Below are 20,251 nucleotides of genomic sequence, written 5' to 3' on the forward strand. Positions count from 1 at the left end.
GGGTCCCGCACGGAAACCCGCATCCGGTATCGAAGACCAATCATGGAGAGTGACAGAACGTTGTCGGCAAAGACCTTCGCGCTCAAGGGCGCCGACCCGCAGGACGCCTCGTTGCGCGTGCTGATCGTTCCGCACGCGGGCGCCGGGGCGGCGAGCGGCCAGGGCTTCGCGGAGCACGCCCCGGCCGACTGGCTGGTGGCCACGGCCCGGCTGCCGGGCAGGGAGACGCGCATCCGGGAGAGCGTTCCGGAGCTGCCCGGTCTGGTCGACGACGTCGTGGCCACGGCCCGTGCGCTGCCCGGCACCGCCCCCCTGGTCGTCGTCGGGGTGTGCTTCGGCGCGATCGTCGGCCTGGAGGCCGTGCGCGCACTGCAGCGGGACGACGGCGTCCGCGTCGCAGGCATGGTGGCCGTCTCGCAGTGGGCGGTGACCGAGAAGCCGGACCCCGAGCGCCGGTTGCTGCGCGACACGGACGACGCCGACGACGTACTGGCGATCCTCGACGGGTTCGGCGGAGTCCCCGAAAGGCTCGCCGCCAACGAGCAGATGCTCGAACTGGTGCTGCCGACGATCGTGGCGGACATCCGTGCCGTCGAGGACTACTCGTCGGGCCCCGACCCCCTTCTTCGGTGTCCGCTCCTCACCGTGATCGGGGACGAGGACCCGCTGTGCCCCGAGGAACGGACCGCCGACTGGGCCCTGTTCAGCGAGAACACCCGCAATGTCTGGCTGCCGGGCGGACACATGCTGCTGACGGACAGCCCCGCGCTGGTGGTGGACGCCCTCGTCGGCAATCTCGACCAGTTCGCGCAGTTCGCGGCTGAACAGCCCTAGCCCGGTCCCAGTCCCAGCCCTCCCGCCCGGCCGAACCGAGGTTGACCTCCATGACGACCGTCCAGGCCTCCGCCGACCGCCCGTCAGCCGATGCGGCGGACCACCGGCTCGACGTACTCCTGCTCGAACGGTGGGAGCGTGATCCCGGGCTCCCCGCGATCGTCTCCGGCGAAACCGTCCTCACCGTGGGCGAGTTGAGGGACCGGGTCCTGCGGACGGCCGCGGCCCTTCGCGCGCACGGCGTACGGGCCGGTGACCGTGTCGTGATCCACCACGAGCGCTCCGTCGAGTTCGTGGTGGCCGTGCTGGGCGCCATGTTCGCGGGCGCCGCCCACGCGGCACTCGGCGTGGACGACCCGCCGCAGCGGATCCTGCGCGCCGTCCAGGACTGCGCGCCCCGGGCCGTACTCACCAACTCCGCGCTGCGCGACCGCTTTTCGGACGTACCGGGCCTGCCGGACGTGCCGGACGTGCAGGGTCTGCCGGACCTGGTCGTCCTGACGGACGAGCAGTGCGCCACGTACCCGCCGACGCCCGAGCCGGTACGGGCGGACGCCTCGGCGGACGACCCCGTCGCCGTCATCTACACGTCCGGGTCCACCGGCCGCCCCAAGGCCTCGCTGATCAGCCACCGCGCTCTCGTCTCACGGATCACGGCCCTGCAGACCACGCACCGCATGGACGAGCGCGACCGGATGATGCACCACACGGTGTGCACGTTCGACATGCATCTCGGCGAGCTGTACTGGCCGTTGCTCGCCGGTGCCACCGTCGTCATCGCGGCCCCGGGCCGCCATCGCGACGCGGACCACCTCGCGGAGCTGATACGCGACCGGGGGATCACGACGGTCTACTTCGGCGTGTCCCAGCTCGAACTCTTCCTGCTGACCCGCGATCCCGCCGAGCGGTACGACGGGCTGCGGCAGGTGCTCACCGGCGGCGAAGTACTCGGTGCCGACCTGGTCAGGCGCTTCCACTCACGCTCCACCGCGTCGCTCACCAACATCTACGGGCCCAGTGAGTGCACGATCTACAGCACGGCCTGGGTGTGCCCGCGCGATCCCGGCCTGGACACCGTGCTCATCGGTCCCGCCATCCAGGACACCGAGCTGTGGATCCTCGACGAGAACGGCACTCCGGTCGCCGACGGGGAACCGGGCGAGCTCTACATCGGCGGCGCGGGCGTCGCCCTCGGCTATCTGAACCGGCCCGAACTGACCGCCGAGCGATTCGTCACCTCCCTCGCCGTGAGCCCGGACGGCCGTCTCTACCGTTCCGGCGACCTGGTCAGGGCGCGGCCCGACGGGGCGCTGGAGTTCCTGGGCCGGGCCGACCGGCAGGTGAAGATCCGGGGCATCCGTATCGAGCCCGGTGAGATCGAGGAGACCGCCAAGCGCTGTACGGGGGTCCGGCAGGCGGCTGTTGTCGCGCACGGCTCGGGTCCCGAGAAGCGGCTCGCCGCGTTCGTGGTGCCCGAGAACGGCGTGGCACCGGACAGCCTGCCGTCGTCCGTACGCGAGGCTCTGCGGACCTGGCTCCCGCCGTACATGGTGCCGTCGGCCATCGAGGTGACGGACGAACTCCCGCTGACGCCGAACGGCAAGCTGGACCGCCGTCTCCTGGAGACCTGGGCGGCGAAGCGGTCGGCCGAAGCCGCCGAATCCGTGCCCGCGCGCAACATGGATGCGGATGCGGATGCGGATGCGGATGCGGATGCGGATGCGGATGCGGATACGGATACGGATACGGATACGGACATGGATCTGGACGTGGAGAGCGTCGTGTCCGAGGTGTGGTGCGAGGTGCTCCAGGTCTCCGCCGTCGGCCGGGACGACGACTTCTTCGACCTGGGCGGCGACTCCTTCAAGGTGCTGCGCGTCGTCGAGACCCTCCGGGAACGGCTGCGGGCGGACATCCCCCTGGCGGCGCTGCTGCTGGAGCCGACGGTGGCCGACTTCAGCGAGGAACTGCGCCGCATCATGGCGCACGGGCCGACGGACTGAACCCGGGAACGCGAAGCGGGGGCCCGGAACTTCCGGGCCCCCGCAGCTGATTCCCGTTCCTACAGAGCCACTACGCCGCGTCCGTCACCGTGCCATCGAGCGTGGGCCCCTCCACGCGTTCGCCTTCCCTCGTCCAGAGGGACAGCTGGATCCGCAGCGACTCCTCCGGCTCGCTCACCCCGTCCACGACGGTGGGGACGGTCACGTCGGTGCTCAGCTCGCCCGGGGCGATGGCGATGGACAGATGGAGCCCTTCCAGCTGGGACAGCGGCCGGTCGGGGGTCGGTGACCGCCGGGCGGGGGGCGGTGACTCATCGGTGACTTCGCCGAGCCAGGTCGGATCGACGTCGGTGGTGGACAGTTCGGCGCCGTCGACCGGTGCGAACTCGGCGTCGAACCAGATCTCCGTGTCGGCGACCGCGGACATGGTGATGCGCCAGGTCATGCTCTGCCCCTCGGTGACCCGGTTCGGGACCGGCGTCGCGCTGAACGTGGGCAGCGGGTCGTCGTCCTTCACGATCATGCCGCCGAGGTGGTTGCCGACCACCGTGTCGTGGACGGCCTTCGCGAACACGTTGTACGTCGTGCCGTAGTCGTAGCGGGTGTTGCCGGGCACGTCGACCGGCACGTCGATGTTCTCGCCGCCGGGGCGCACGGTCACCACCCTGGACGTGGTCTCACGGGTCTTGGAGTCCGAGACGAAGAGCCGGATCTGTCCACTGCCCTGCCCGGAGAGCCGTACCGGCACGCGGTAGGTCTTGACTCCGGAGTCGCCCTCGTCGGCGGTCAGCCTGCCGATGTCGACGCGGGGCAGTGAGACCGGCTGTACCTCCGCCATGCCGGGGCGCCAGCCCCAGGCGTCGATCAGCCACGCCTTCCCCGATCCACTGCGGGGGGTCAGTTCCAGGGACTTCACCTGCTTGAGGTCCAGCCCGGCCGCGGTCGCGGCGGTCAGCGGTACGCGTACCTCCTGGCCCCAGTACGAGGCCGTCCGCCAGGAGCCCGGCAGTCCGTCGAGGCGGATGTCGCCGAGCTTCGCCCGTCGGCCCGCGGTGTCCGTGAGGGACACGTCCATGCGGGTGCCGGTGGTGTTCGGCGGCACGATGACGCGCAGGGCCAGCGACTCGGCTCCGGTCACGGAGACCGGTCGCTCGGGCTGCACCCGTACCGCGGAACCGGGCGTCGACCAGTCGAGCGCCACGGCGTTGCGGCCCGCTTCCCGTTCCGTCTCCCAGCCGGCGAAGTGCGGTGACGCGCCGGACTCGTCAGTGTTCAGGCAGGCCGTCGCCGGGTCGGGGTCGACCTGCTCGCACAGCCGGCCGCCGTCCACCTTCATCGAGGGGTCCGGCAGGAACGCGCCGGCGCGACGGGCGCCGACGGCGTGGGTGAGGACGCGGGCGGGACCCGCGGACTCCGCGCTCACGCCGGAGCCGTCCAGCAGGGGCCGGACCCGGTCGTCGCCTGCGACGAACACCCGGGCAGCGGCGGCTATGTACGTGGAGCCGGCGGCCTGCTGCTGCTCGGCGGTCAAGCGCGTCGCGGTGCCCGGTGTGCACACCGGGTCCGGCGACTCCTCGTCGTTCCAGAAGTCGTCGTCGGCGGGCGCCTCGGCCTGTCCCGGCGTCCACTCGGTGTTGAAGTAGTTGTGGTTGGCGCCGACCATGTAGACCGCGCTGTGCAGGGCGGCACCACGGCTGACGCCGCGTGTCCCGTCCACGAAGATCTCACCCTGCAGATCGCCCACATCGCCGTCGCAGCCGGGCAGGATCGTCATCGACGGCACGTCGGGAGTGGGGTTCTGCCCGAAGATGGTGGGGCCGATGAGGACGGTCCCCCGTATCTTCCAGCGCACCGGGCCCTGGTAGCCGTCCCGGTCGGCGGGAGGCTTGGAGAGGCTGTCCATCGCCGCCCGGTTCACGCCCTCGCCGCCCCGTGAGTGACCGACCAGGAGTACGCGCGACAGGTCGGCCCGTGCAGCCTTCCGTACGATCGCCGGTGCCGAAGTCCGTCCGGCGCCCGACCAGTTGGCCCAGTGGGCGAGGTGCTGCCGTACGAGGGAGGAGCGGGCCTGTGCTCCGCCGTCCTCCGCCAGGTGGTCCTGTCCGTTGATGCCGTTGGCGGATATGGACACCGTCACATAGCCCTGGGACGCCAGCAGTTTCTGGTCGTGCAGATAGCCGCGGTGGCTCGGTACCGGCTTCGAGTCGGTGGGGCAGGGCCAGCCACCGACGAACTCGCCCTCCGGGCCCCCGGTGTAGCAGGTGGGGTGGCGGCCGTGCAGGAAGAGGGCGAGCGGGCGGCTGCCCTGGGCCCCGGCCGGCGCGACCACGGCCGCGCGCATCTCCACCGGCTCAGGGAAGTCGGGCAGCTTCACGGACTTCAGCTCGTACTCGCCGCTGACCGTGCGGTACGGGCCGGGGACACCGGGGTCCACGGGGTTGGCCGGCAGCAGGGCCGACGGCTTCACCGGGGCCTTGGAGGCACGTCGCCGTGAGTCGGCCTTCATACCGGCCTCGTCGAGGCGGCGGCCGGCGGCCCGTACCTGCAGGTCCTTCGCCGGTCCGAGCCGCACGCCCTGGAGGGCAAGGTCGAACGTGTGCCCGTCCTTGGCGGCGAGGGGCCGGCCCAGGAACCGGTCGCCGGAGTAGAACTCGACGGCGGCGTCTCCCATGGGCACCCGTGTGGTCGAGCGCCAGGTCAGCTGCTCACCCGATCTCGCTTCGGTGATCTGCCAGCCCGTCGGCAGTCTGCCGTCGGGGTCGGCCGATGCCGCGGGCGGTGCGGGCTCGGCGGCGGGCCGGGCCTGCGCCACTCCTTGCGACCCCACCACCACCGCCAGCAACGCCGCAGCGGCGACCAATGTGCGCCGGGCATGGATCAACGTCCTTCTCCTCCTGCTTGGCTCCTGCACCCGGGCACCTCAGTTGCCCCACGTGTCCCGGGCATCTCTCTCGTCCCTGAGAAGAGGATGAGATTCGAGGCCACGGGGTTGCTCGGAGTCGACCTCCGGTCGAGGCAGGCGGGTGCCTCAAGTGGAGCCTGGAGAAGAGGAGTTGACCCGGCGCGGGGCCGTCGGGCAGGCCCTGGACCCTAGGAGCCGAGCGTCGCCAGGGCCGGGCCGAAGGCGATGAGCAGCGGGATGAGCGGGGCCAGGGCGGCGGCCGTCGTCGTACCGCGGCGGTGGGTGCGCGTCAGACGGGGCGGCGGGTCCAGGAGGCGCTCCACCCGCTGGTGGAGCAGGGGGCGGGGAGTGGCGCAGGACAGGACGCCCCGGTGCTGGTTCAGCTCGATCAGCGCGAGGGCCGTGGTGAGGTGACCGCAGCTCCGGGAGGCCGTGTCGTCGGCGGAGAGCTCGACCAGGCGGTGGGTCTGGTCGCGGAAGTGGGTGAAGAGCGGGATGCCCGGGAAGCCGGAGGCCAGGGCCTGCGAGAGGTGCAGGAGCCAGTCGTGGCGGGCCCGGGCGTGACCCAGTTCGTGGGCCTGGATGGCGTCCAGCTGGTGGTCGGTGAGGCGCTGCAGCGCGCCCGTGGTGACGACGAGCTGGGGCGGGCTGCCCGGCATCCACCAGGCGTCCGGGTACTCGTCCTCCAGCACGAGCAGCGGGCCGCGGGAGTCGCGGAGCCCGGCCGGCAGCTCGGGGGCGCGCTCGCGCAGGTGCTCGCGGCGCAGCCGGCCTCGCCTACGGGCCTCCGTCACCTCCCGCGCCAGCATGGCCGTGGTCCAGGCGGCACCGCCGGCCAGCAGCAGCGTCAGCGCGGTGGTCCACGGCGGGGCGGCGGCCAGGTCGTACGCCGCGGTGACCGCGGGCGGCGCGGGCGCGAAGGCATGGACGCGGACGGTGTGGAAGACCGCCGAGGCACTCAGCACGAGCGACGCCAGGCAGCACAGCAGCAGGGTGGCGACCAGGCACTGCCACACCCACAGCGCGAGCACGGGCTCCCGGTCGGGCCAGAGCGCGCGGGTCAGGACACGGGGCGCCGCGACCGCGACCGCCAGGGCGACGACCGCCATCAGCAGGAGGGAGATCGATACGGTCATGTCGCGAGGTCCCTCTCGTCCGCCGGCGGTGCCGTGGTGAACGTGCCGCCCGTGGTCGCGGGAACGGCGGCGAGCCGTGCGGGGCGGACGGTCATGTCACGGGCTCCTTCGGGAAGCGGCGGTGGACACGCTACCTGCCACCGGGGTCATGACGGCAATGAGCGGCACGACTGCGAACCGCGAGTAACCATGGGCGTATGGACAGTGGCTGCGAGGTCGCCGAGAACGGGCTGCGGGAGCCGTTCCTGCCGCTGGGTGTCGTGGACGTGAAGGTCGCCGCGCTCGGGGACGACCGGTCCGGGCCGAAGTTCGTACGACGCAGGGAGAATCGGCGTATTTGAAGAGTCCTTACCGTGAACGGCTAGCATCGCCCCTTGTTGTCGAAGGGTCGTCGAACGAAGTCGAGTGGTGGGGGTGGGCGCCGTGCCGATGGAGCCGCGGATCGCGGTGGCCGTGGTGACGATGGGCACACGGCCCCAGGAGGTCGACGCGCTGCTCGCGTCGGTGGCCAAGCAGGACGTCGCGCCCACCCGGGTCGTGATCGTCGGGAACGGCTGTCCGCTCCCCGAGTTCGCAGACCGGCTGGGGCTGCCCGGCGAGGTCACCGCCATCGAGGTCGACGAGAACCTCGGCTGCCCGGGCGGCCGGAACGTCGCGCTGCGCAGGCTGCGGGAGTTCGGGGACGTGGACGTCGTCGTCGACCTGGACGACGACGGACTCCTCGTCGACCCGGATGTCCTGCGGCGCGTACGGGACTTGTACGCGGCCGATCCGCGCCTCGGCATCGTCGGATTCCGTATCGCCGACGAGCACGGCGAGACCCAGCGGCGGCACGTACCGCGGCTCGGCGCCAAGGACCCGATGCGGGGCGGGGAGGTCACCGGTTTCCTCGGCGGCGGACACGCCCTCTCGATGGAGATGCTCGCGCAGACCGGGGACTGGCCGGCCGAGTTCTTCTTCGCGCACGAGGAGACCGACCTGGCGTGGCGGGCCGCCGACGCCGGGTGGACCATCCGGTACGAGCCCGAGCTGCTGCTCCAGCACCCCAAGACCTCGCCCGCACGGCACGCCATCTACCACCGCGTCACCGCCCGCAACCGCGTCTGGCTGGTCCGGCGCCGGCTGCCGCTCCCGCTCATCCCCGTCCACCTGGCGGTCTGGATCGCGCTGACTCTCCTGCGGACCCGCTCTGTCGGCGGACTGCGGGCATGGTTCGGCGGCTTCGTGGAGGGGCTCCGGGTATCGGCGGGGGAACGGCGGCCGATGCGCTGGGGGACCGTGTGGCGGCTCACGCGCCTGGGGCGGCCGCCGGTCGTCTGAGCGGGCCCGTCCTGATCGGGCGGGTGGTCCCGCTCACGGTTCTCGGACCCGGTCGCTACGGCGACACTCCCCCGAGCCGCGGCGACCTACGACGCCAACCGCGTACCGGAACGACCGGGTCCGAACAGTGATCAAATCAGGCCACGCCAACCGATCGCTAACATGGGGCGAACGGTGTGGCGAGGCACAGAGTTTCGCCTGGGAGGTGGCGGGAGCGGCGGATTCAGGCCGTTGACGGCCGCCGATGGGAAGAGGCGGACAGGTGGGCGGCGGACAGCGGTCGGAGCGGGGCGCCGGGTCGCGCCGAGGCCGATCGTCCGGCCGCCCGGGCGGGCCGTCGCCCGGGGCGATATCCGTGCCGGGTTCCGGAGAGCGATCCGCTCCGCGGGCCGGGCTGCCGTCCGGGCTGCGTTTCGGGCTTCTCGGACCGATCGTCGTGTACGGCGCCGATGGTGTGCCACGGCCGGTGAGCAGCGCCAAGGGGCGGGTACTGCTCTCCGCGTTGCTGCTGGAACCGGGACGGGTCGTCTCCGTCGATGTGCTCAAGGACGCGCTGTGGGGCGGGACACCGCCCGCCTCCGCGCACGCGTCGCTGCAGAACCACGTGACCCGGCTGCGACGCCTCCTGGACGACCCGGACCGGCTGCGGTCGGTACCGCCCGGCTATCAACTGCACGTCGCTGAAGGCGAGTTGGACGTACGCCTCTTCGAGACCCGGATCGGTGCCGCCCGTGCGGCACACGCGCGGCGGGACTGGGAACGGGCCGTGACCGAGGCCGTGGCGGCACTCGGGCTGTGGCGCGGCACCCCGCTGGCCGGCATGCCTCCCGGGTTCGGCGGACTCTCCCTCGTCCAACGGCTGGGGGAGGCGCGGCTGTTCGCCCTGGAGTGCCGGTACGAGGCTGAGCTGGAGCTGGGCCGCGGGGTGTCCGACGGGGGCGTACGGCTCTCCGGTCTCGCACCCGAACTGGCCGCGCTGGTCGCGGAGTTCCCCCTCCGCGAGGCCTTCCACCGCCAGCTGATGATGGTCCTCTACCGGACGGGCCGCCGCGCCGAGGCCCTCGCCGTCCACCGAGACCTGCGCCGCACCCTCATCCACGAACTCGGCGTGGAACCGGGCCTCACGGTCCGCGAGGCCCACATGGAAATCCTGCGGGACCAGGATTCGGGTGCGGAGATGGGGTCGAGGACAGGGGTTGGAGCGGAGCCGGGAGCAGGGGGAGGAGCGGCGACAGAGGCAGGGCCCCGGTCGCGATCGGGGCTGACGTCAGCGGCGGGTTCGGGTTCGGGCGCGGATGCGTCCGCCGGAGGCGAGGTCGGTGCCGCCGATGCGGCGGCTCCCGGCGGGACAGCGGCCCCCACCGGGCGGCAGGCCGCCGGAGGCGACGGCGTCTCCGGCCGGTCTGCGGATGCGTATGCCGACGATGAGTTCGGTGTCACCGAGGCGGCGGCCTCCACCGAACGGCGGGCCGCCGACGGTGACGGCATCTCCGCCCCGCTGCCCGCCGAGCCCGCCCTCAGCCGCACTGCTCGGCGCGAAGCCGACCACGCGCCCTCCGCGGAGGCCGCCTCGCCCACGCCGCCTCCTTCGGCCGCCCCGGCCGCCGCCCGGAAGGGACCCGTCCCCGTCCCCCGACCCGCCCAACTCCCTCCCGCCCCCGTCTGTTTCACAGGTCGGGCCGAGGCCGTCGGCAGGCTGCGTGCCGCGCTCGTCCCGGCCGGGGGCGGGCACCCCCGCGTGGTCGTGGTCAGTGGCATGGCGGGGGTCGGGAAGAGCGCGCTGGGCGTGCAGGTGGCGCACGGGCTGCGGGCCGAGTTCCCGGACGGCCAGTTGTACGTACGGCTGCACGGGGCCACCCCCGGCGTGCCGCCGCTCACGGTCGGGCAGGCCCTCGCCGCCCTGCTCCGCGACCTGGGCGTGGAACCGCGGGGCGTCCCCGAACACCCGGACGCGGCAAGCGCGTTGCTCCGCTCGCTCCTTGCGCCCACCCGCACCCTGCTCGTACTCGACGACGCCGTGAACGCCGCCCAGGTCCGCCCGCTGCTGCCGGCCGGCCCCGGCTGCGCGGTGATCGTCACCAGCCGCTCGCCCCTCACCGCGCTGGACGGCGTGACCCGCTTCCCGCTCGCCCCCCTCTCCGACGAGGAGAGCGCCGAACTGCTGCGGGCCGTCTCCGGACGGGACGGCCTCGACGGTACGCACCCGCTCGTCGGCCTCACCGGACGGCTGCCGCTCGCACTGCGGATCGTCGCGGCCCGGCTCGCCGCCCGCCAGGTCCTCACACCGGACGCGCTCGCCGGTCAACTGGCCGCCAGCGACGGACGGTTGCACCACCTGGAGTACGACGACCTCAGCGTGCGCCGCTCGCTCGCGGTGGCCCTCGACGCGCTGCGGGCCTCGGACCGCGAGGCCGACCGGGACGCCGCCCTCGCCCTGCGCCGGATCGGCGCGCTCGACCTGCCGACGTACGGGGTCCCGCTCCTCGCCCGACTCCTGGGCACCGGTGAATGCCGCACCGAGGCCGCCCTCGACCGCCTCGTCGACGTCGCCCTCCTCGACGAGACGACGTACGGCCGCTACACCCCGCACGACCTCGTACGCGACTTCGCCCGCGAGGTGGCACGGGAGGCGGCACGCGAGGCGGCGGAGGGGGAGGACCCCGGCCTCACGGAGTCCGACCCCACCGACATCGCCCTCCACTGGTACATCGCCTCCGCCCGCCGGTGCGTACCGGCTCTGAGCCCCTCCGGCGTCGACCGCGACAACCGGCTCGGCGCGACGACGGCAGAGACGGCAGAGACGGCAGAGACGGCTGAGTCGGAGCGTGCGGGCGCCACGGGCGACGAGGCCGTGCCGTTCGCGTCCGCCGCCGAGGCCATCGCCTGGGGGGACCGCGAGGTGGCGAACGTCGTCGCGCTCGTCGAGGGCCGTGCCGCCGCGTCCCCGCTGGTCCCCGTCCTCGTACGAGCCCTCTTCCCGTATCTGCAGCGCCGCGGCCGGCTGCGCGAGCTGGCGGTGCTCGGGCGGCGGGCGCTGACCGTGGCGCGGCGGCTCGGGGACGACGCCGCCGAGGCGATCGCGCTGTCCGACCTGGCGGGCCTGCACTTCATGCAGGGGCAGGCGGGCAAGGCGCTCGTCCTGACCGACCAGGCCCTCACGCGCTGGCGCGGCCTCGGCGTCGTCCCGCGCATCCAGCGCTGCCTGAACAACCGCGGGCTGCTGCTGGAGAGCCTGGGCCGGTACGTCGAGTGCGAACTCGCCCTGCGGGAAAGCCTGGAGCTGGCACGGGAACTGGGCGACCTGGACGGCGAGGCCGTCGCCTACAGCAACCTCGGCAACCTCTACGAGCACTCCGACCCGCGCGCCGCCATCGAGTGGCACGAGCGGAGCCTCGCGCTCGGCGAGACCATGGGCGACTCCCGGGTCCGTGAGTCCGGGCACTGCAACATCGGGTACGCCCACCTCACACTCGGCGAACCGGCCCGCGCGCTGGAGCACTTCGACCGCGCCCTGAGCGTCTCGAACGGGGTCGACTGGCAGAGCGGCTCCCAGACCCGCCTCGGTCTCGTCCGTGCGCTGCGCGGCCTCGACCGCACCGAGCGGGCCGCCCGCGAGTGCGCCCTGCTGCTGGCCCGCGCCGAACAGCGCGCCGACCGCTACACCGCCGGTCTCGCCCGGCACCAGCAGGGCCTGCTGCACCGGTCGGCGGGCCGCACCGACGAGGCGTACGAACAGTGGGAACTGGCCCTCGACGACCTGGACGGCACCGACAGCACGGTGGCCGACGAACTGCGGGAGTTACTGCTGACCGGGCTCAACGGGCCTTCCGCGCCGGGGAGTTGAGCGGGTCTCATCACGCACGGGCGGGGAGTGCTCCTGCTGGGACCCTTCCCGCCCGGACCCACGGGGGCACGCAGGCGCGGGCGGCTGCGCCGTGAGCGCTCACTTGGCGTCCGCGTAGCACTCCACCACCGCCGTCGTGAACGGAAACCGCACCGGTGTCTCCCCGAACGTCAGCCGCCCCGCCAGCTCCGCCGCCTCCCGGATGGCCTCGACGACCGTGTCCGCCTCAGCCGCCGGGCAGTGCACCATCACCTCGTCGTGCTGGAAGAAGACCAGCTCGGCCGCCATGTCCCGGCAGGTGCGGCGGAGTGCGGCGAGCACGAGGAGGGTCCAGTCGGCGGCACTGCCCTGGACGACGAAGTTGCGCGCGAAGCGGCCCCGGGCGCGGGAGTTGGTGGAGGCGTACCCCGGCACCCAGTCCTGGGCGCCCCCGGGCTCGGCGCCCTCGACCGGCACGACGCCGGTCTGCTCGCTGTCCGGAATCCCGGCCTCCTCCCCCGAGGAGTCGGACCCCACCGCCGGCGGGCAGGTCCGCCCCAGCCAGGTCCGCACGAGCCGCCCCTCCTCGCCGGCCCGCGCCGCGTCGTCCACGTACGCCACCGCCCTGGGGAAGCGGCGGCGCAGCAGTGCGAGGTTCTTGAGGCCGTCGCCGGAGGTCTGGCCGTAGACCGCGCCGAGGACGGCGAGCTTGGCCTGTGCGCGGTCGCCGGAGAAGGCGCGGTCGGACACCGACTGGTAGAGGTCGGTCTCCCGCCCGGCGACCTCCATCAGGCCGGGGTCGCGGGAGATCGCGGCCAGGACCCGCGGCTCCATCTGGTCGGCGTCCGCGACGACGAGCCGCCAGCCGGGGTCGGCGACCGCGGCACGCCGGATGACCTTGGGGATCTGCAGCGCGCCCCCGCCGTTGGTCACCCAGCGCCCGGTGACCGTCCCGCCCGCCAGGTACTCCGGTCTGAACCGCCCGTCCCGCACCCAGTCCTGGAGCCACGACCAGCCGTGGGCGACCCAGACGCGGTACAGCTTCTTGTACTCGACGAGCGGCTTCACGGCCGGGTGGTCGATCGTCTCGATCTCCCAGCGCCGGGTGGATCTGACCTTGATCCCGGCCTGTGCGAAGGCCTTGATGACGTCCGCGGGCAGATCGGGCCGCACCCGTCTCCCGAACGCGGCCGACACCTCGTCCGTGAGCTCGGCGAGGCGGCGCGGCTCGCCCCCGCCCGCGTACCGCTCGCCGAGCAGTTCGTGCAGCACCTCCCGGTGCACGTCCGCGCTCCACGGCAGCCCGGACGCGTTCATCTCGGTCGCCACGAGCATGCCCGCCGACTCGGCGGCCGTCAGCAGCCGCATCCGCCCGGGGTGCTCGGCCGCGTCGTGCCTTCGCTGCTGGTCCCCGTACACCTCGATGAGCTGTTCCAGCGGTACGTGGACGGGGCGGGGCTCGAAGAGGGAGGACTGCGAACCGGGCTCGGCGGAGCGCTGCGGGGGATCGGGCGGCACGGGACCGCCGCGCAGTCTCGCCAGGGCGGCGGCGGCCGAGCGGGGCTCGCCGAGCCGTCCCTCGTGGCCCAGGAGGAGGGTCTCGGCGGCCTCCATGTCGTAACACCGCTCCACGCGGACGCCCGCGTCGCGCAGCCGCGGATAGACCTCGGTCGTCGACCGCCACACCCAACGGACGACGTCCGGCCGGGACCGTACGGACTCGGCGAGATCCGGTTCCCGCAGGACCGGTCCGGCGGGCAGCCCGTCGAGGCCGAGGGGAGCGAGCTCGGCGCCGCCGTCCTCGGCCGGCGCGAGAGCCCACCGGTCGGTCATGACTGCGAGTCTCGCAGGAGGGTCTGACAACGGCCCCGAACCGCGAGTCCCGCGAGTCCAGGGCCGTGTCCGGCACAGGGCGCTAGCAGTGCCCGGTGGTCGGGCCGGTCAGTCCTCCTGGAGGGACTTCCGCACCTTCTCCAGCGCCTCCGCGACGTTCGCCTCGGCCGCCGCCTTGTCGACGCCGAGCCCGCTGAGGAGGCCCGCGCCCGCCTCGTGCTCCAGCAGCGCGAGCAGGACGTGCTCCGTGCCGATGTAGTTGTGGCCGAGCCGGAGGGCCTCGCGGAAGGTGAGTTCGAGGGCCTTCTTGGCGCCGCTGTCGAAGGGGATGAGCGCGGGTACGTCCTCGGCGCTCGGCGGCAGGGCGGCGGTCGCGGCCTCGCGCACGGCGTCCAGGGTGACGCCCTGCGCGGTGATCGCCTTCGCCCCGAGGCCCTCCGACTCGGTGATCAGACCGAGGACCAGGTGCTCGGTGCGGATCAGGTCGTTGCCCGCGTTCTTGGCCTCGTTCTGGGAGACGATCACCACGTTCCTGGCCCGTGGCGTGTAGCGGCTGAAGCCCTGGCTGGGATCGAGGTCCGACTCCGCCTTCGGCACGAACCGCTTCTGGGCCGCCTGCCGGGTGACGCCCATGCTCTTGCCGATGTCCGTCCAGGACGCGCCCGATCGCCGGGCCTGGTCCACGAAGTGACCGATCAGATGGTCGGCCACGTCACCGAGGTGGTCCGCCGCGATCACCGCGTCCTGGAGTTGGTCGAGAGCGTCTTCGTGGACCTTCTTGATGGCCTCGATCAGATCGTCGAGGCGTACGGAGGTGGTGGCACGTGGATTCGTGGTCATGTGTCAACCTTAGGTTGACAGTGAAGGGGTGTCAACCCTGAGTTGACACCTGCTGTGCCTGCTCGGAGGTGTCCCGGGCCGGGGCCGGCCCCGCCCCGACGCGTGACACGATCGAGGAATGAGCAGTACGCCCAGCACCGTGGAGCGCGCCTTCGAGGCCGCCCTCTACGCCGACACCGACGCGGCCCTCGACACCGGTGCCTCGCTCCTCGCCTCCGACCCCGCGTCCGACGCCGAACTGGCCCGCCGCGGCGAGGAGTTCGTCGGGGGAGCCTGGCGGCGCGGCTGGCAGCCCGCCGATGTCGTACGGATCGTGCGCCGCGAACTGGACGACGTGCACGTACGCCTGGTGTCGGCGCTGATCCTCGACGAGAGCGGCCGGAACCGGCAGCCCCGCGGCCCGCGCTGGACGGCACAGCTCGAAGAGCTGACCGCCGGGGCGGCCGGGACGAAGGCACCGCCCCGCGCCGAACCCCGCACCGACCGCTTCTCGTACGCCACCGCCGTGCTGGGGCTGTACCGGCTGCTGCTCCGCCTGCCCTCCGTCGAGCCGCTGGACGTTGACGCGCCCAAGGGGACGGCCGGTGCCCCGAAGGACTCCCGCATGCTCACCCGTATCCGCGCGCTGCTCGCCAAGGCCGAGGCGACCGGGTTCCCGGAGGAGGCGGAGGCGCTGAGCGCCAAGGCGCAGGAGCTGATGGCGCGGCACAGCATCGACGAGGCGCTGCTGGCGGTCCGTACGCACGCCAAGGACGCGCCCGGCGCCTGCCGCATAGGCGTCGACCCGCCCTACGAGACGGCCAAGGCGGTGCTCCTCGACGCGGTGTCCGGCGCCAACCGCTGCCGGGCGGTCTGGAACGAGGCCCTCGGCTTCTCGACCGTCGTCGGCTTCGAACCCGACCTGGAAGCCGTCGAACTCCTCTACACCTCGCTCCTCGTGCAGGCCACCGCCGCGATGACGAGGGCGGAGGCGGCACAGCGTGCGGGTGGCAGGAAGCGTACGAAGTCCTTCCGGCAGTCCTTCCTCGCCGCGTACGCCCATCGCATCGGCGACCGGCTGGCGGAGGCGACGGAGGGGCAAGTGAAGGCCGGAGAGGGGGAGTTGCTGCCCGTTCTGGCGGCCCGGGACGTGGCGGTCACGGACGAGACGGAGCGGATGTTCCCGGCCACGGTCACGACCAGGCTGCGCGGGGTGAACGACGCGGCCGGCTGGGAGGAAGGCGCGGCAGCGGCGGACCGCGCCCAGGTGAGGGCACGGCCGCCACTGCGGTGACCACGGCGATCGTGGGGCGGTGGCTCAGTCTCCGGCGCGCTGGATCGGGCCCACCGAGGCGTCCGGCTCGCTCTCGCTCCGCAGCGCGACCTCGCCGTACTTCCAGGGGAAGGACAGGTCGGCGCCCGCGCCGGGCAGGCCGAACTTCACGGTCTTCACGGCGGCACCCTTCGTCGCGTCGCCCGCGGGTCCACGTACATACGTGATCGTGAAGGCGGTGGTCTCGTCCGGCTTGAGGGTCAGCTTCTCCGGCTTCGCGGACTTCTCCGGAGTGAGGGACCAGGTGGTGCCGCCCGCGGTCAGGTCGACGCGGGGGAAGCCCTCCAGGGTGCAGTCGCCGCCGGACCGGTTGGTGAGGGTGACGGAGACGCTCCCGGTGTCACCGGCGGCCGGGGCCTCGCTCGCGGCGACCTCCTGTCCGACCTGGTCCGCCTCGCACGCGGTGGAGCCGGCGGGGGACGCCGAGCGGTCGGTCTTCTTGTCCCCCTCGCCCCCCTTGTCACCGCTGCCGCCGTCGTCGCATGCGGTCAGAGCGAGGGTCGCCACGAGGGCGGTGAGTGCGGAGACGGCTATCGGTCGGGCGCGCATGGCTTACCTCTGACTTCCGGGACCTGCTTCGGGGTCCGGCTCGCGGAAACTTCTGGAGCGTGGCGGTGCTCGTAGATCATCGGCCATCGGTCTCCGGTCCCGCCCATCGGTCCCGGCCATCGGTCTCCGACCCCCACCCCCCGACCATTGGCCATTGGTCATCGATCACGGTCATCGCGCGGCGTACGCTGGCGCGGTGAGCTGGCGACGGGCGCTGAAGGACACCGCACGCTCCGGCATCACCGTGGAGAGGAAGCGGCTCGAACCGCTCATCGCGGTGCGCGGAGCCGCGGGACTCGCGATCGTGATCGCGCTGAGCCTGTGGCTCTTCGGCCCGGCGGCCGCGGCGAGTTCGGCCTTCGGCGCGTTCCAGGCGGCGATCGCGACGTTCCAGCGCAGCTGGCGCCCCCGCCCCGAACTGGCCATCGCCTCCGGCACGAGCCTCGCCGTGTCCACGTTCCTCGGCTACCTCACCATCTCCAAGGAGCCGCTCTTCCTCGCGCTGTTGGTGGTGTGGGCCTTCGCCGCCGGGATGAGCTGGGCCGCGGGCCCGACCATCGGCCTGATCGCCTCCTCGAACGTGGCGATCATGCTGGTGACGGTCACCCTGCCGACCTCCGTCGCCCAGGCCGCGGGCCATGCCGCGATGATGATCGTGGGCGGCCTGGTGCAGGCGGCGCTGATCGTCCTCTTCCCCGTACGACGCTGGGGCGCCCACCGCGACGCGCTCGCCGACGCCCTGGCCGCCGAGGCCGACTACGCGCGCCGGCTGCGCCACGACCCGGTCGCGTCCTTCGACCCGCAGCCCCTGATGGAGGCGCGCAACGCGGCGGCCGTCACCCCGCGCCAGGCCCGCCGCCGCCCCGCCGAACTCCACGGCGCCCGCGGTATCGCCGAACGCATCCGTCCCGTTCTCGCCTCCCTCGCCGACCCCGCGATGGGCGTCCCGTCCGAAGGCCCCGCCCGCGACCGCGTCCGCGAACTCCTCGCCTCCGCCGCCGCCCTCCTCGACGCCGCCGCCCACGCCATCCGCCACGGCGAGCCCGTCTCCGCCCCACCGGCGGCCCTCGCCACCTTCCGCACCCCGGACACCGGCAGCATCCTCACCGGAGCCCCGTACCGAGCGATGACCCGCCTCAACACCCTCCTCCAGGACGTGGTGGAGACGGCGGGGGGCGCCCCACAGGAAGACGCCCCACAGGAAGACGCCCCGCAGGAGGGCGCCCCATCAGGGGCGCGGGGCCGTGACACAAGCGGCTCCGCCGCGGGGGCGCGCTCAGCCCCCACAACCCGAAGCCGCCCCACAACCCGAAGCCGCCCCACCTTCCTCGCCCTGATCCCCAAAGCCCTCAAAGCGATGCGCGGCGAGCTCCACCGCGGCTCCCCCATCACCCGCCACGCCACCCGCGTCTCCGCGGTGGCCGCCACCGGCTACATTCTCGGCGCCTGGCTCCCCCTCGGCCACGGCTACTGGGCCCCACTGACCTCGGTCATGGTCATGCGTCCGGACTTCTCCCAGACGTACAGCCGGGCCGTGGCCCGCCTCGCCGGCACGGTCATCGGCGTGGCCGTGGCCACGGGCGCGGTACAGGCGGCGTCCCCCGGAACGCTCCTCTCCGGCACACTCGCCGTGGCGAGCGCCGCGCTCATGTACCTCCTCATGCGCACGGGCCAGTTCGCGACCCAGGCCTGCATCGCCGCGTACGTCGTCTTCCTGCTCGGCATGGGCGGCGAGGAGTGGACCCAGACCGTGCCCGAACGGGTCCTGCTCACCCTCATGGGCGGATTCCTCGCGATGCTGGCGTACGCCGTCTACCCGGCCTGGGAGACCCCGCGCCTGCGCACTCGCCTCGCGGACTGGCTGGCCACGCAGGGCCTGTACGTGGCCGCCGTCTTCGGCTCCTACGCCGACCCGTCCGCGAGCAACGCGCCGGACGTCCGCGAGGCCCTGCTCACCGCCCGTACCGCCCGCGCGGCCTGGCACGCGGCGGTGGCCCGCGCGACCGCCGAACCGGTCCGCCACCGCGGCCTCTCCCGCACCGCGGCCGACGACGCCGAGGACGCGCTCGCCCAACTGGGCCGCGTGGCCATGCTCCTGGAGGCCCACCTCCCGGAACGCGGCGCGACCCCCGTACCGCCCGCCGCCCGCTTCGCCGACGCCCTGCGCGAGTCCACCCACCAGGGCGCGAAGGCCATCCGCGAGCGCCGGGTACCCACCTGGGACGCGGTGCGCGAGGCCCTGGACGCCTGGGAAACCGAGGGCACGGACAAGGTCGTACGCAACACCGCGACCCTCGTCCTCGACACCCTCACCGAACTCTCCGAGGCCCTCGACACGGCCGTACCGCCCATGACGCTCGACGGAACGGCCCCCGAAAAGCCGGACGGGCCGCGAAACCCGAAGGATCCCGCGACCCGCTGACGCGAACGTGCGCGACGCGACCCGGCGTGACGCGAACCGGGCCTTGAGGCCCCCGGACTCGGGTCTCAGGACCCCAGACCCGCCGTAGGCAGTCCGGACGGGAGCTTCCCGCCCTCCGCCTTCGTATACGTTTCCTCGCCGAAGCCCTCCCACGTGACCTTCAGGGTCGTGGAGTCGACCGAGTCGACCATGCCCTCGGTCCGGTCCTTGTTCTTGTCGGAGCACTCCAGCTCGATCATCTCCATGCCCGACTTCTCACCGGCGGTGCCGGTGCACACGGATCCGCCCGTCGAGAACAGCCCGGCCTCCTTGCCGGTGATCACCAGCGCCACGGCCTTGCCGCTCTTGGTGGCCAGCCAACTGCCCTCCAGCGCCCCGGCCTTGCCCTTGCCGGAACCGCCCGTATCGCCCGTACCACCGCCGGTGTCGGCCGACCCGGTCGGTGCCGCGCCGGTGGAGGACGGGGAGTCGTCGCCCCCGCCGTCGTCGCTGCTGCAACCGGTCGTCAGGACGAGCGCGGCCACCAGCCCCGCCGCCGCGGCCGCGATCCGCGCCTGCCCGCGCGAGATGGTCGCCGAAGTCACTGAAGCCCCCAAGGGTCTGGCCGGACGAGTCGCCGGTACCCGCCGGGTACCGCCGGTGGCGCCGATGCAACCGGGAACGACCGCCAGCAAGCTACCAGGAGGACTTCCGCACCCCCGGCAGGAACCCCTTGTGCGCCTGCTCCCGCAGGTTCACCCGCGAGAGCCCGAACGTCCGCAGGTACCCGCGCGGCCTCCCGTCCACGCTGTCCCGGTTGCGTACGCGCGTCGCGCTCGCGTCACGCGGCTGCCGCTCCAACTCCCGTCGGGCGGCGGACCGTTCGGTGTCCGTGGAGGACGGCCTGCGGACGATCTCCTTCAGCTCGGCCCGTCGCGCGGCGTACCGGGCGACGACCTCCTGCCGCTTCTCGTTCTTCGCGATCTTGCTCTTCTTGGCCATCAGACCCTCACCCCACGGGCCCGGATCCGGGCCACGGCGGCCTCGACACCGATGACGTCGACCGTCTTGATGCCCTTCGTGCTCAGCCTCAGCCGTACGAAGCGGCCCTCACCCGGCAGCCAGTAGCGCTTGCTCTGGATGTTGGGGTCGAAGCGGCGCGACGTGCGCCGGTGCGAGTGGGAGATGGAGTTGCCGAAGCCCGGACGGGCCCCGGTCAGCATGCAGTGCGCGGACATGTGAGTGACGTACCTCTCTGTTTTCCCGCTAACGATAATGGGATCCATTTTCATATACTA

15 protein-coding genes are annotated in these 20,251 nt (G+C 72.9%); 7 read left to right on the plus strand and 8 right to left on the minus strand.

Annotated features, from left to right (window positions below; all coding sequences use genetic code 11):
* Window positions 1-42: 42 nt before the first annotated feature.
* Both ACH4YP_RS41445 and ACH4YP_RS41450 read left to right on the plus strand, forming a co-directional pair.
* On the plus strand, window positions 43-834 hold the full coding sequence (locus tag ACH4YP_RS41445; protein WP_361050189.1) for an alpha/beta fold hydrolase: 792 nt from the start codon (window positions 43-45) through the stop codon (window positions 832-834).
* Window positions 835-884: 50 nt separating this feature from the next.
* Window positions 885-2,837, plus strand: a complete 1,953-nt coding sequence (locus ACH4YP_RS41450) for an amino acid adenylation domain-containing protein (RefSeq protein WP_398496325.1) — start codon at window positions 885-887, stop codon at window positions 2,835-2,837.
* A gap of 70 nt (window positions 2,838-2,907) precedes the next feature.
* On the opposite strand, the gene ACH4YP_RS41455 is transcribed toward ACH4YP_RS41450, so the two are convergent.
* Together ACH4YP_RS41455 and ACH4YP_RS41460 are read right to left on the minus strand one after the other, a co-directional pair.
* Window positions 2,908-5,718, minus strand: a complete 2,811-nt coding sequence (locus tag ACH4YP_RS41455) for a hypothetical protein (RefSeq protein ID WP_398496327.1) — start codon at window positions 5,716-5,718, stop codon at window positions 2,908-2,910.
* A gap of 209 nt (window positions 5,719-5,927) precedes the next feature.
* A complete protein-coding gene (locus tag ACH4YP_RS41460; protein WP_361050180.1) occupies window positions 5,928-6,875 on the minus strand; it encodes a M56 family metallopeptidase in 948 nt (315 codons plus the stop codon).
* Between the two features lie 197 nt (window positions 6,876-7,072).
* Between ACH4YP_RS41460 and ACH4YP_RS41465 the strand changes: the two genes are divergently transcribed.
* The 3 genes from ACH4YP_RS41465 to ACH4YP_RS41475 all read left to right on the plus strand — a co-directional run bounded on the left by ACH4YP_RS41465 (window position 7,073) and on the right by ACH4YP_RS41475 (window position 12,039).
* A complete protein-coding gene (locus ACH4YP_RS41465) occupies window positions 7,073-7,216 on the plus strand; it encodes a hypothetical protein (protein ID WP_361050177.1) in 144 nt (47 codons plus the stop codon).
* Between the two features lie 88 nt (window positions 7,217-7,304).
* On the plus strand, window positions 7,305-8,195 hold the full coding sequence (locus tag ACH4YP_RS41470; RefSeq protein WP_361050349.1) for a glycosyltransferase: 891 nt from the start codon (window positions 7,305-7,307) through the stop codon (window positions 8,193-8,195).
* A 244-nt stretch (window positions 8,196-8,439) separates the two neighbouring features.
* Window positions 8,440-12,039 carry a BTAD domain-containing putative transcriptional regulator gene (locus tag ACH4YP_RS41475; protein WP_398496330.1) on the plus strand — a complete coding sequence of 1,200 codons (3,600 nt, stop codon included), beginning with the start codon at window positions 8,440-8,442 and terminating at the stop codon, window positions 12,037-12,039.
* 99 nt (window positions 12,040-12,138) lie between these two features.
* Here ACH4YP_RS41475 and ACH4YP_RS41480 read toward each other — a convergent pair whose 3' ends face one another.
* The gene (locus ACH4YP_RS41480; protein WP_398496332.1) at window positions 12,139-13,851 is read right to left on the minus strand and encodes a bifunctional 3'-5' exonuclease/DNA polymerase; all 1,713 of its coding nucleotides are present in this window, start codon (window positions 13,849-13,851) and stop codon (window positions 12,139-12,141) included.
* 108 nt (window positions 13,852-13,959) lie between these two features.
* Window positions 13,960-14,691, minus strand: a complete 732-nt coding sequence (locus ACH4YP_RS41485) for a Clp protease N-terminal domain-containing protein (RefSeq protein ID WP_361050171.1) — start codon at window positions 14,689-14,691, stop codon at window positions 13,960-13,962.
* A 118-nt stretch (window positions 14,692-14,809) separates the two neighbouring features.
* Between ACH4YP_RS41485 and ACH4YP_RS41490 the strand changes: the two genes are divergently transcribed.
* The gene (locus ACH4YP_RS41490; protein ID WP_398496334.1) at window positions 14,810-15,964 is read left to right on the plus strand and encodes a DUF2786 domain-containing protein; all 1,155 of its coding nucleotides are present in this window, start codon (window positions 14,810-14,812) and stop codon (window positions 15,962-15,964) included.
* 24 nt (window positions 15,965-15,988) lie between these two features.
* Here the strand turns inward: ACH4YP_RS41490 and ACH4YP_RS41495 are convergent, their stop codons facing one another.
* Window positions 15,989-16,552 carry a DUF4232 domain-containing protein gene (locus ACH4YP_RS41495; protein ID WP_398496335.1) on the minus strand — a complete coding sequence of 188 codons (564 nt, stop codon included), beginning with the start codon at window positions 16,550-16,552 and terminating at the stop codon, window positions 15,989-15,991.
* Between the two features lie 196 nt (window positions 16,553-16,748).
* Here ACH4YP_RS41495 and ACH4YP_RS41500 point away from each other — a divergent pair, with 196 nt between their 5' ends.
* A complete protein-coding gene (locus ACH4YP_RS41500; protein WP_398496337.1) occupies window positions 16,749-18,974 on the plus strand; it encodes an FUSC family protein in 2,226 nt (741 codons plus the stop codon).
* 65 nt (window positions 18,975-19,039) lie between these two features.
* On the opposite strand, the gene ACH4YP_RS41505 is transcribed toward ACH4YP_RS41500, so the two are convergent.
* From ACH4YP_RS41505 to rpmB, 3 genes are all read right to left on the minus strand, one after another.
* Entirely contained in the window at window positions 19,040-19,558 is a 519-nt protein-coding gene (locus ACH4YP_RS41505) for a hypothetical protein (RefSeq protein ID WP_398496339.1), read from the minus strand.
* A 91-nt stretch (window positions 19,559-19,649) separates the two neighbouring features.
* Entirely contained in the window at window positions 19,650-19,955 is a 306-nt protein-coding gene (gene rpsN / locus ACH4YP_RS41510; protein WP_361050156.1) for a 30S ribosomal protein S14, read from the minus strand.
* Entirely contained in the window at window positions 19,955-20,191 is a 237-nt protein-coding gene (gene rpmB / locus ACH4YP_RS41515; RefSeq protein WP_361050152.1) for a 50S ribosomal protein L28, read from the minus strand. Before rpmB ends, rpsN begins: the two co-directional genes overlap by 1 nt.
* Window positions 20,192-20,251 lie beyond the last annotated feature (60 nt).

It is taken from the genome of Streptomyces sp. NPDC020747, from assembly GCF_044334695.1.
Classification (GTDB): Bacteria; Actinomycetota; Actinomycetes; order Streptomycetales; family Streptomycetaceae; genus Streptomyces.

Coding starts and splice junctions, on each gene's coding strand:
- ACH4YP_RS41485 (WP_361050171.1), bottom strand. CDS start 14,691: ATGACCACGAATCCACGTGCCACCACCTCCGTACGCCTCGACGATCTG.
- ACH4YP_RS41445 (WP_361050189.1), top strand. CDS start 43: ATGGAGAGTGACAGAACGTTGTCGGCAAAGACCTTCGCGCTCAAGGGC.
- ACH4YP_RS41475 (WP_398496330.1), top strand. CDS start 8,440: ATGGGAAGAGGCGGACAGGTGGGCGGCGGACAGCGGTCGGAGCGGGGC.
- ACH4YP_RS41450 (WP_398496325.1), top strand. CDS start 885: ATGACGACCGTCCAGGCCTCCGCCGACCGCCCGTCAGCCGATGCGGCG.
- ACH4YP_RS41480 (WP_398496332.1), bottom strand. CDS start 13,851: ATGACCGACCGGTGGGCTCTCGCGCCGGCCGAGGACGGCGGCGCCGAG.
- ACH4YP_RS41470 (WP_361050349.1), top strand. CDS start 7,305: ATGGAGCCGCGGATCGCGGTGGCCGTGGTGACGATGGGCACACGGCCC.
- ACH4YP_RS41465 (WP_361050177.1), top strand. CDS start 7,073: ATGGACAGTGGCTGCGAGGTCGCCGAGAACGGGCTGCGGGAGCCGTTC.
- ACH4YP_RS41495 (WP_398496335.1), bottom strand. CDS start 16,552: ATGCGCGCCCGACCGATAGCCGTCTCCGCACTCACCGCCCTCGTGGCG.
- ACH4YP_RS41460 (WP_361050180.1), bottom strand. CDS start 6,875: ATGACCGTATCGATCTCCCTCCTGCTGATGGCGGTCGTCGCCCTGGCG.
- ACH4YP_RS41490 (WP_398496334.1), top strand. CDS start 14,810: ATGAGCAGTACGCCCAGCACCGTGGAGCGCGCCTTCGAGGCCGCCCTC.
- rpsN (WP_361050156.1), bottom strand. CDS start 19,955: ATGGCCAAGAAGAGCAAGATCGCGAAGAACGAGAAGCGGCAGGAGGTC.
- rpmB (WP_361050152.1), bottom strand. CDS start 20,191: ATGTCCGCGCACTGCATGCTGACCGGGGCCCGTCCGGGCTTCGGCAAC.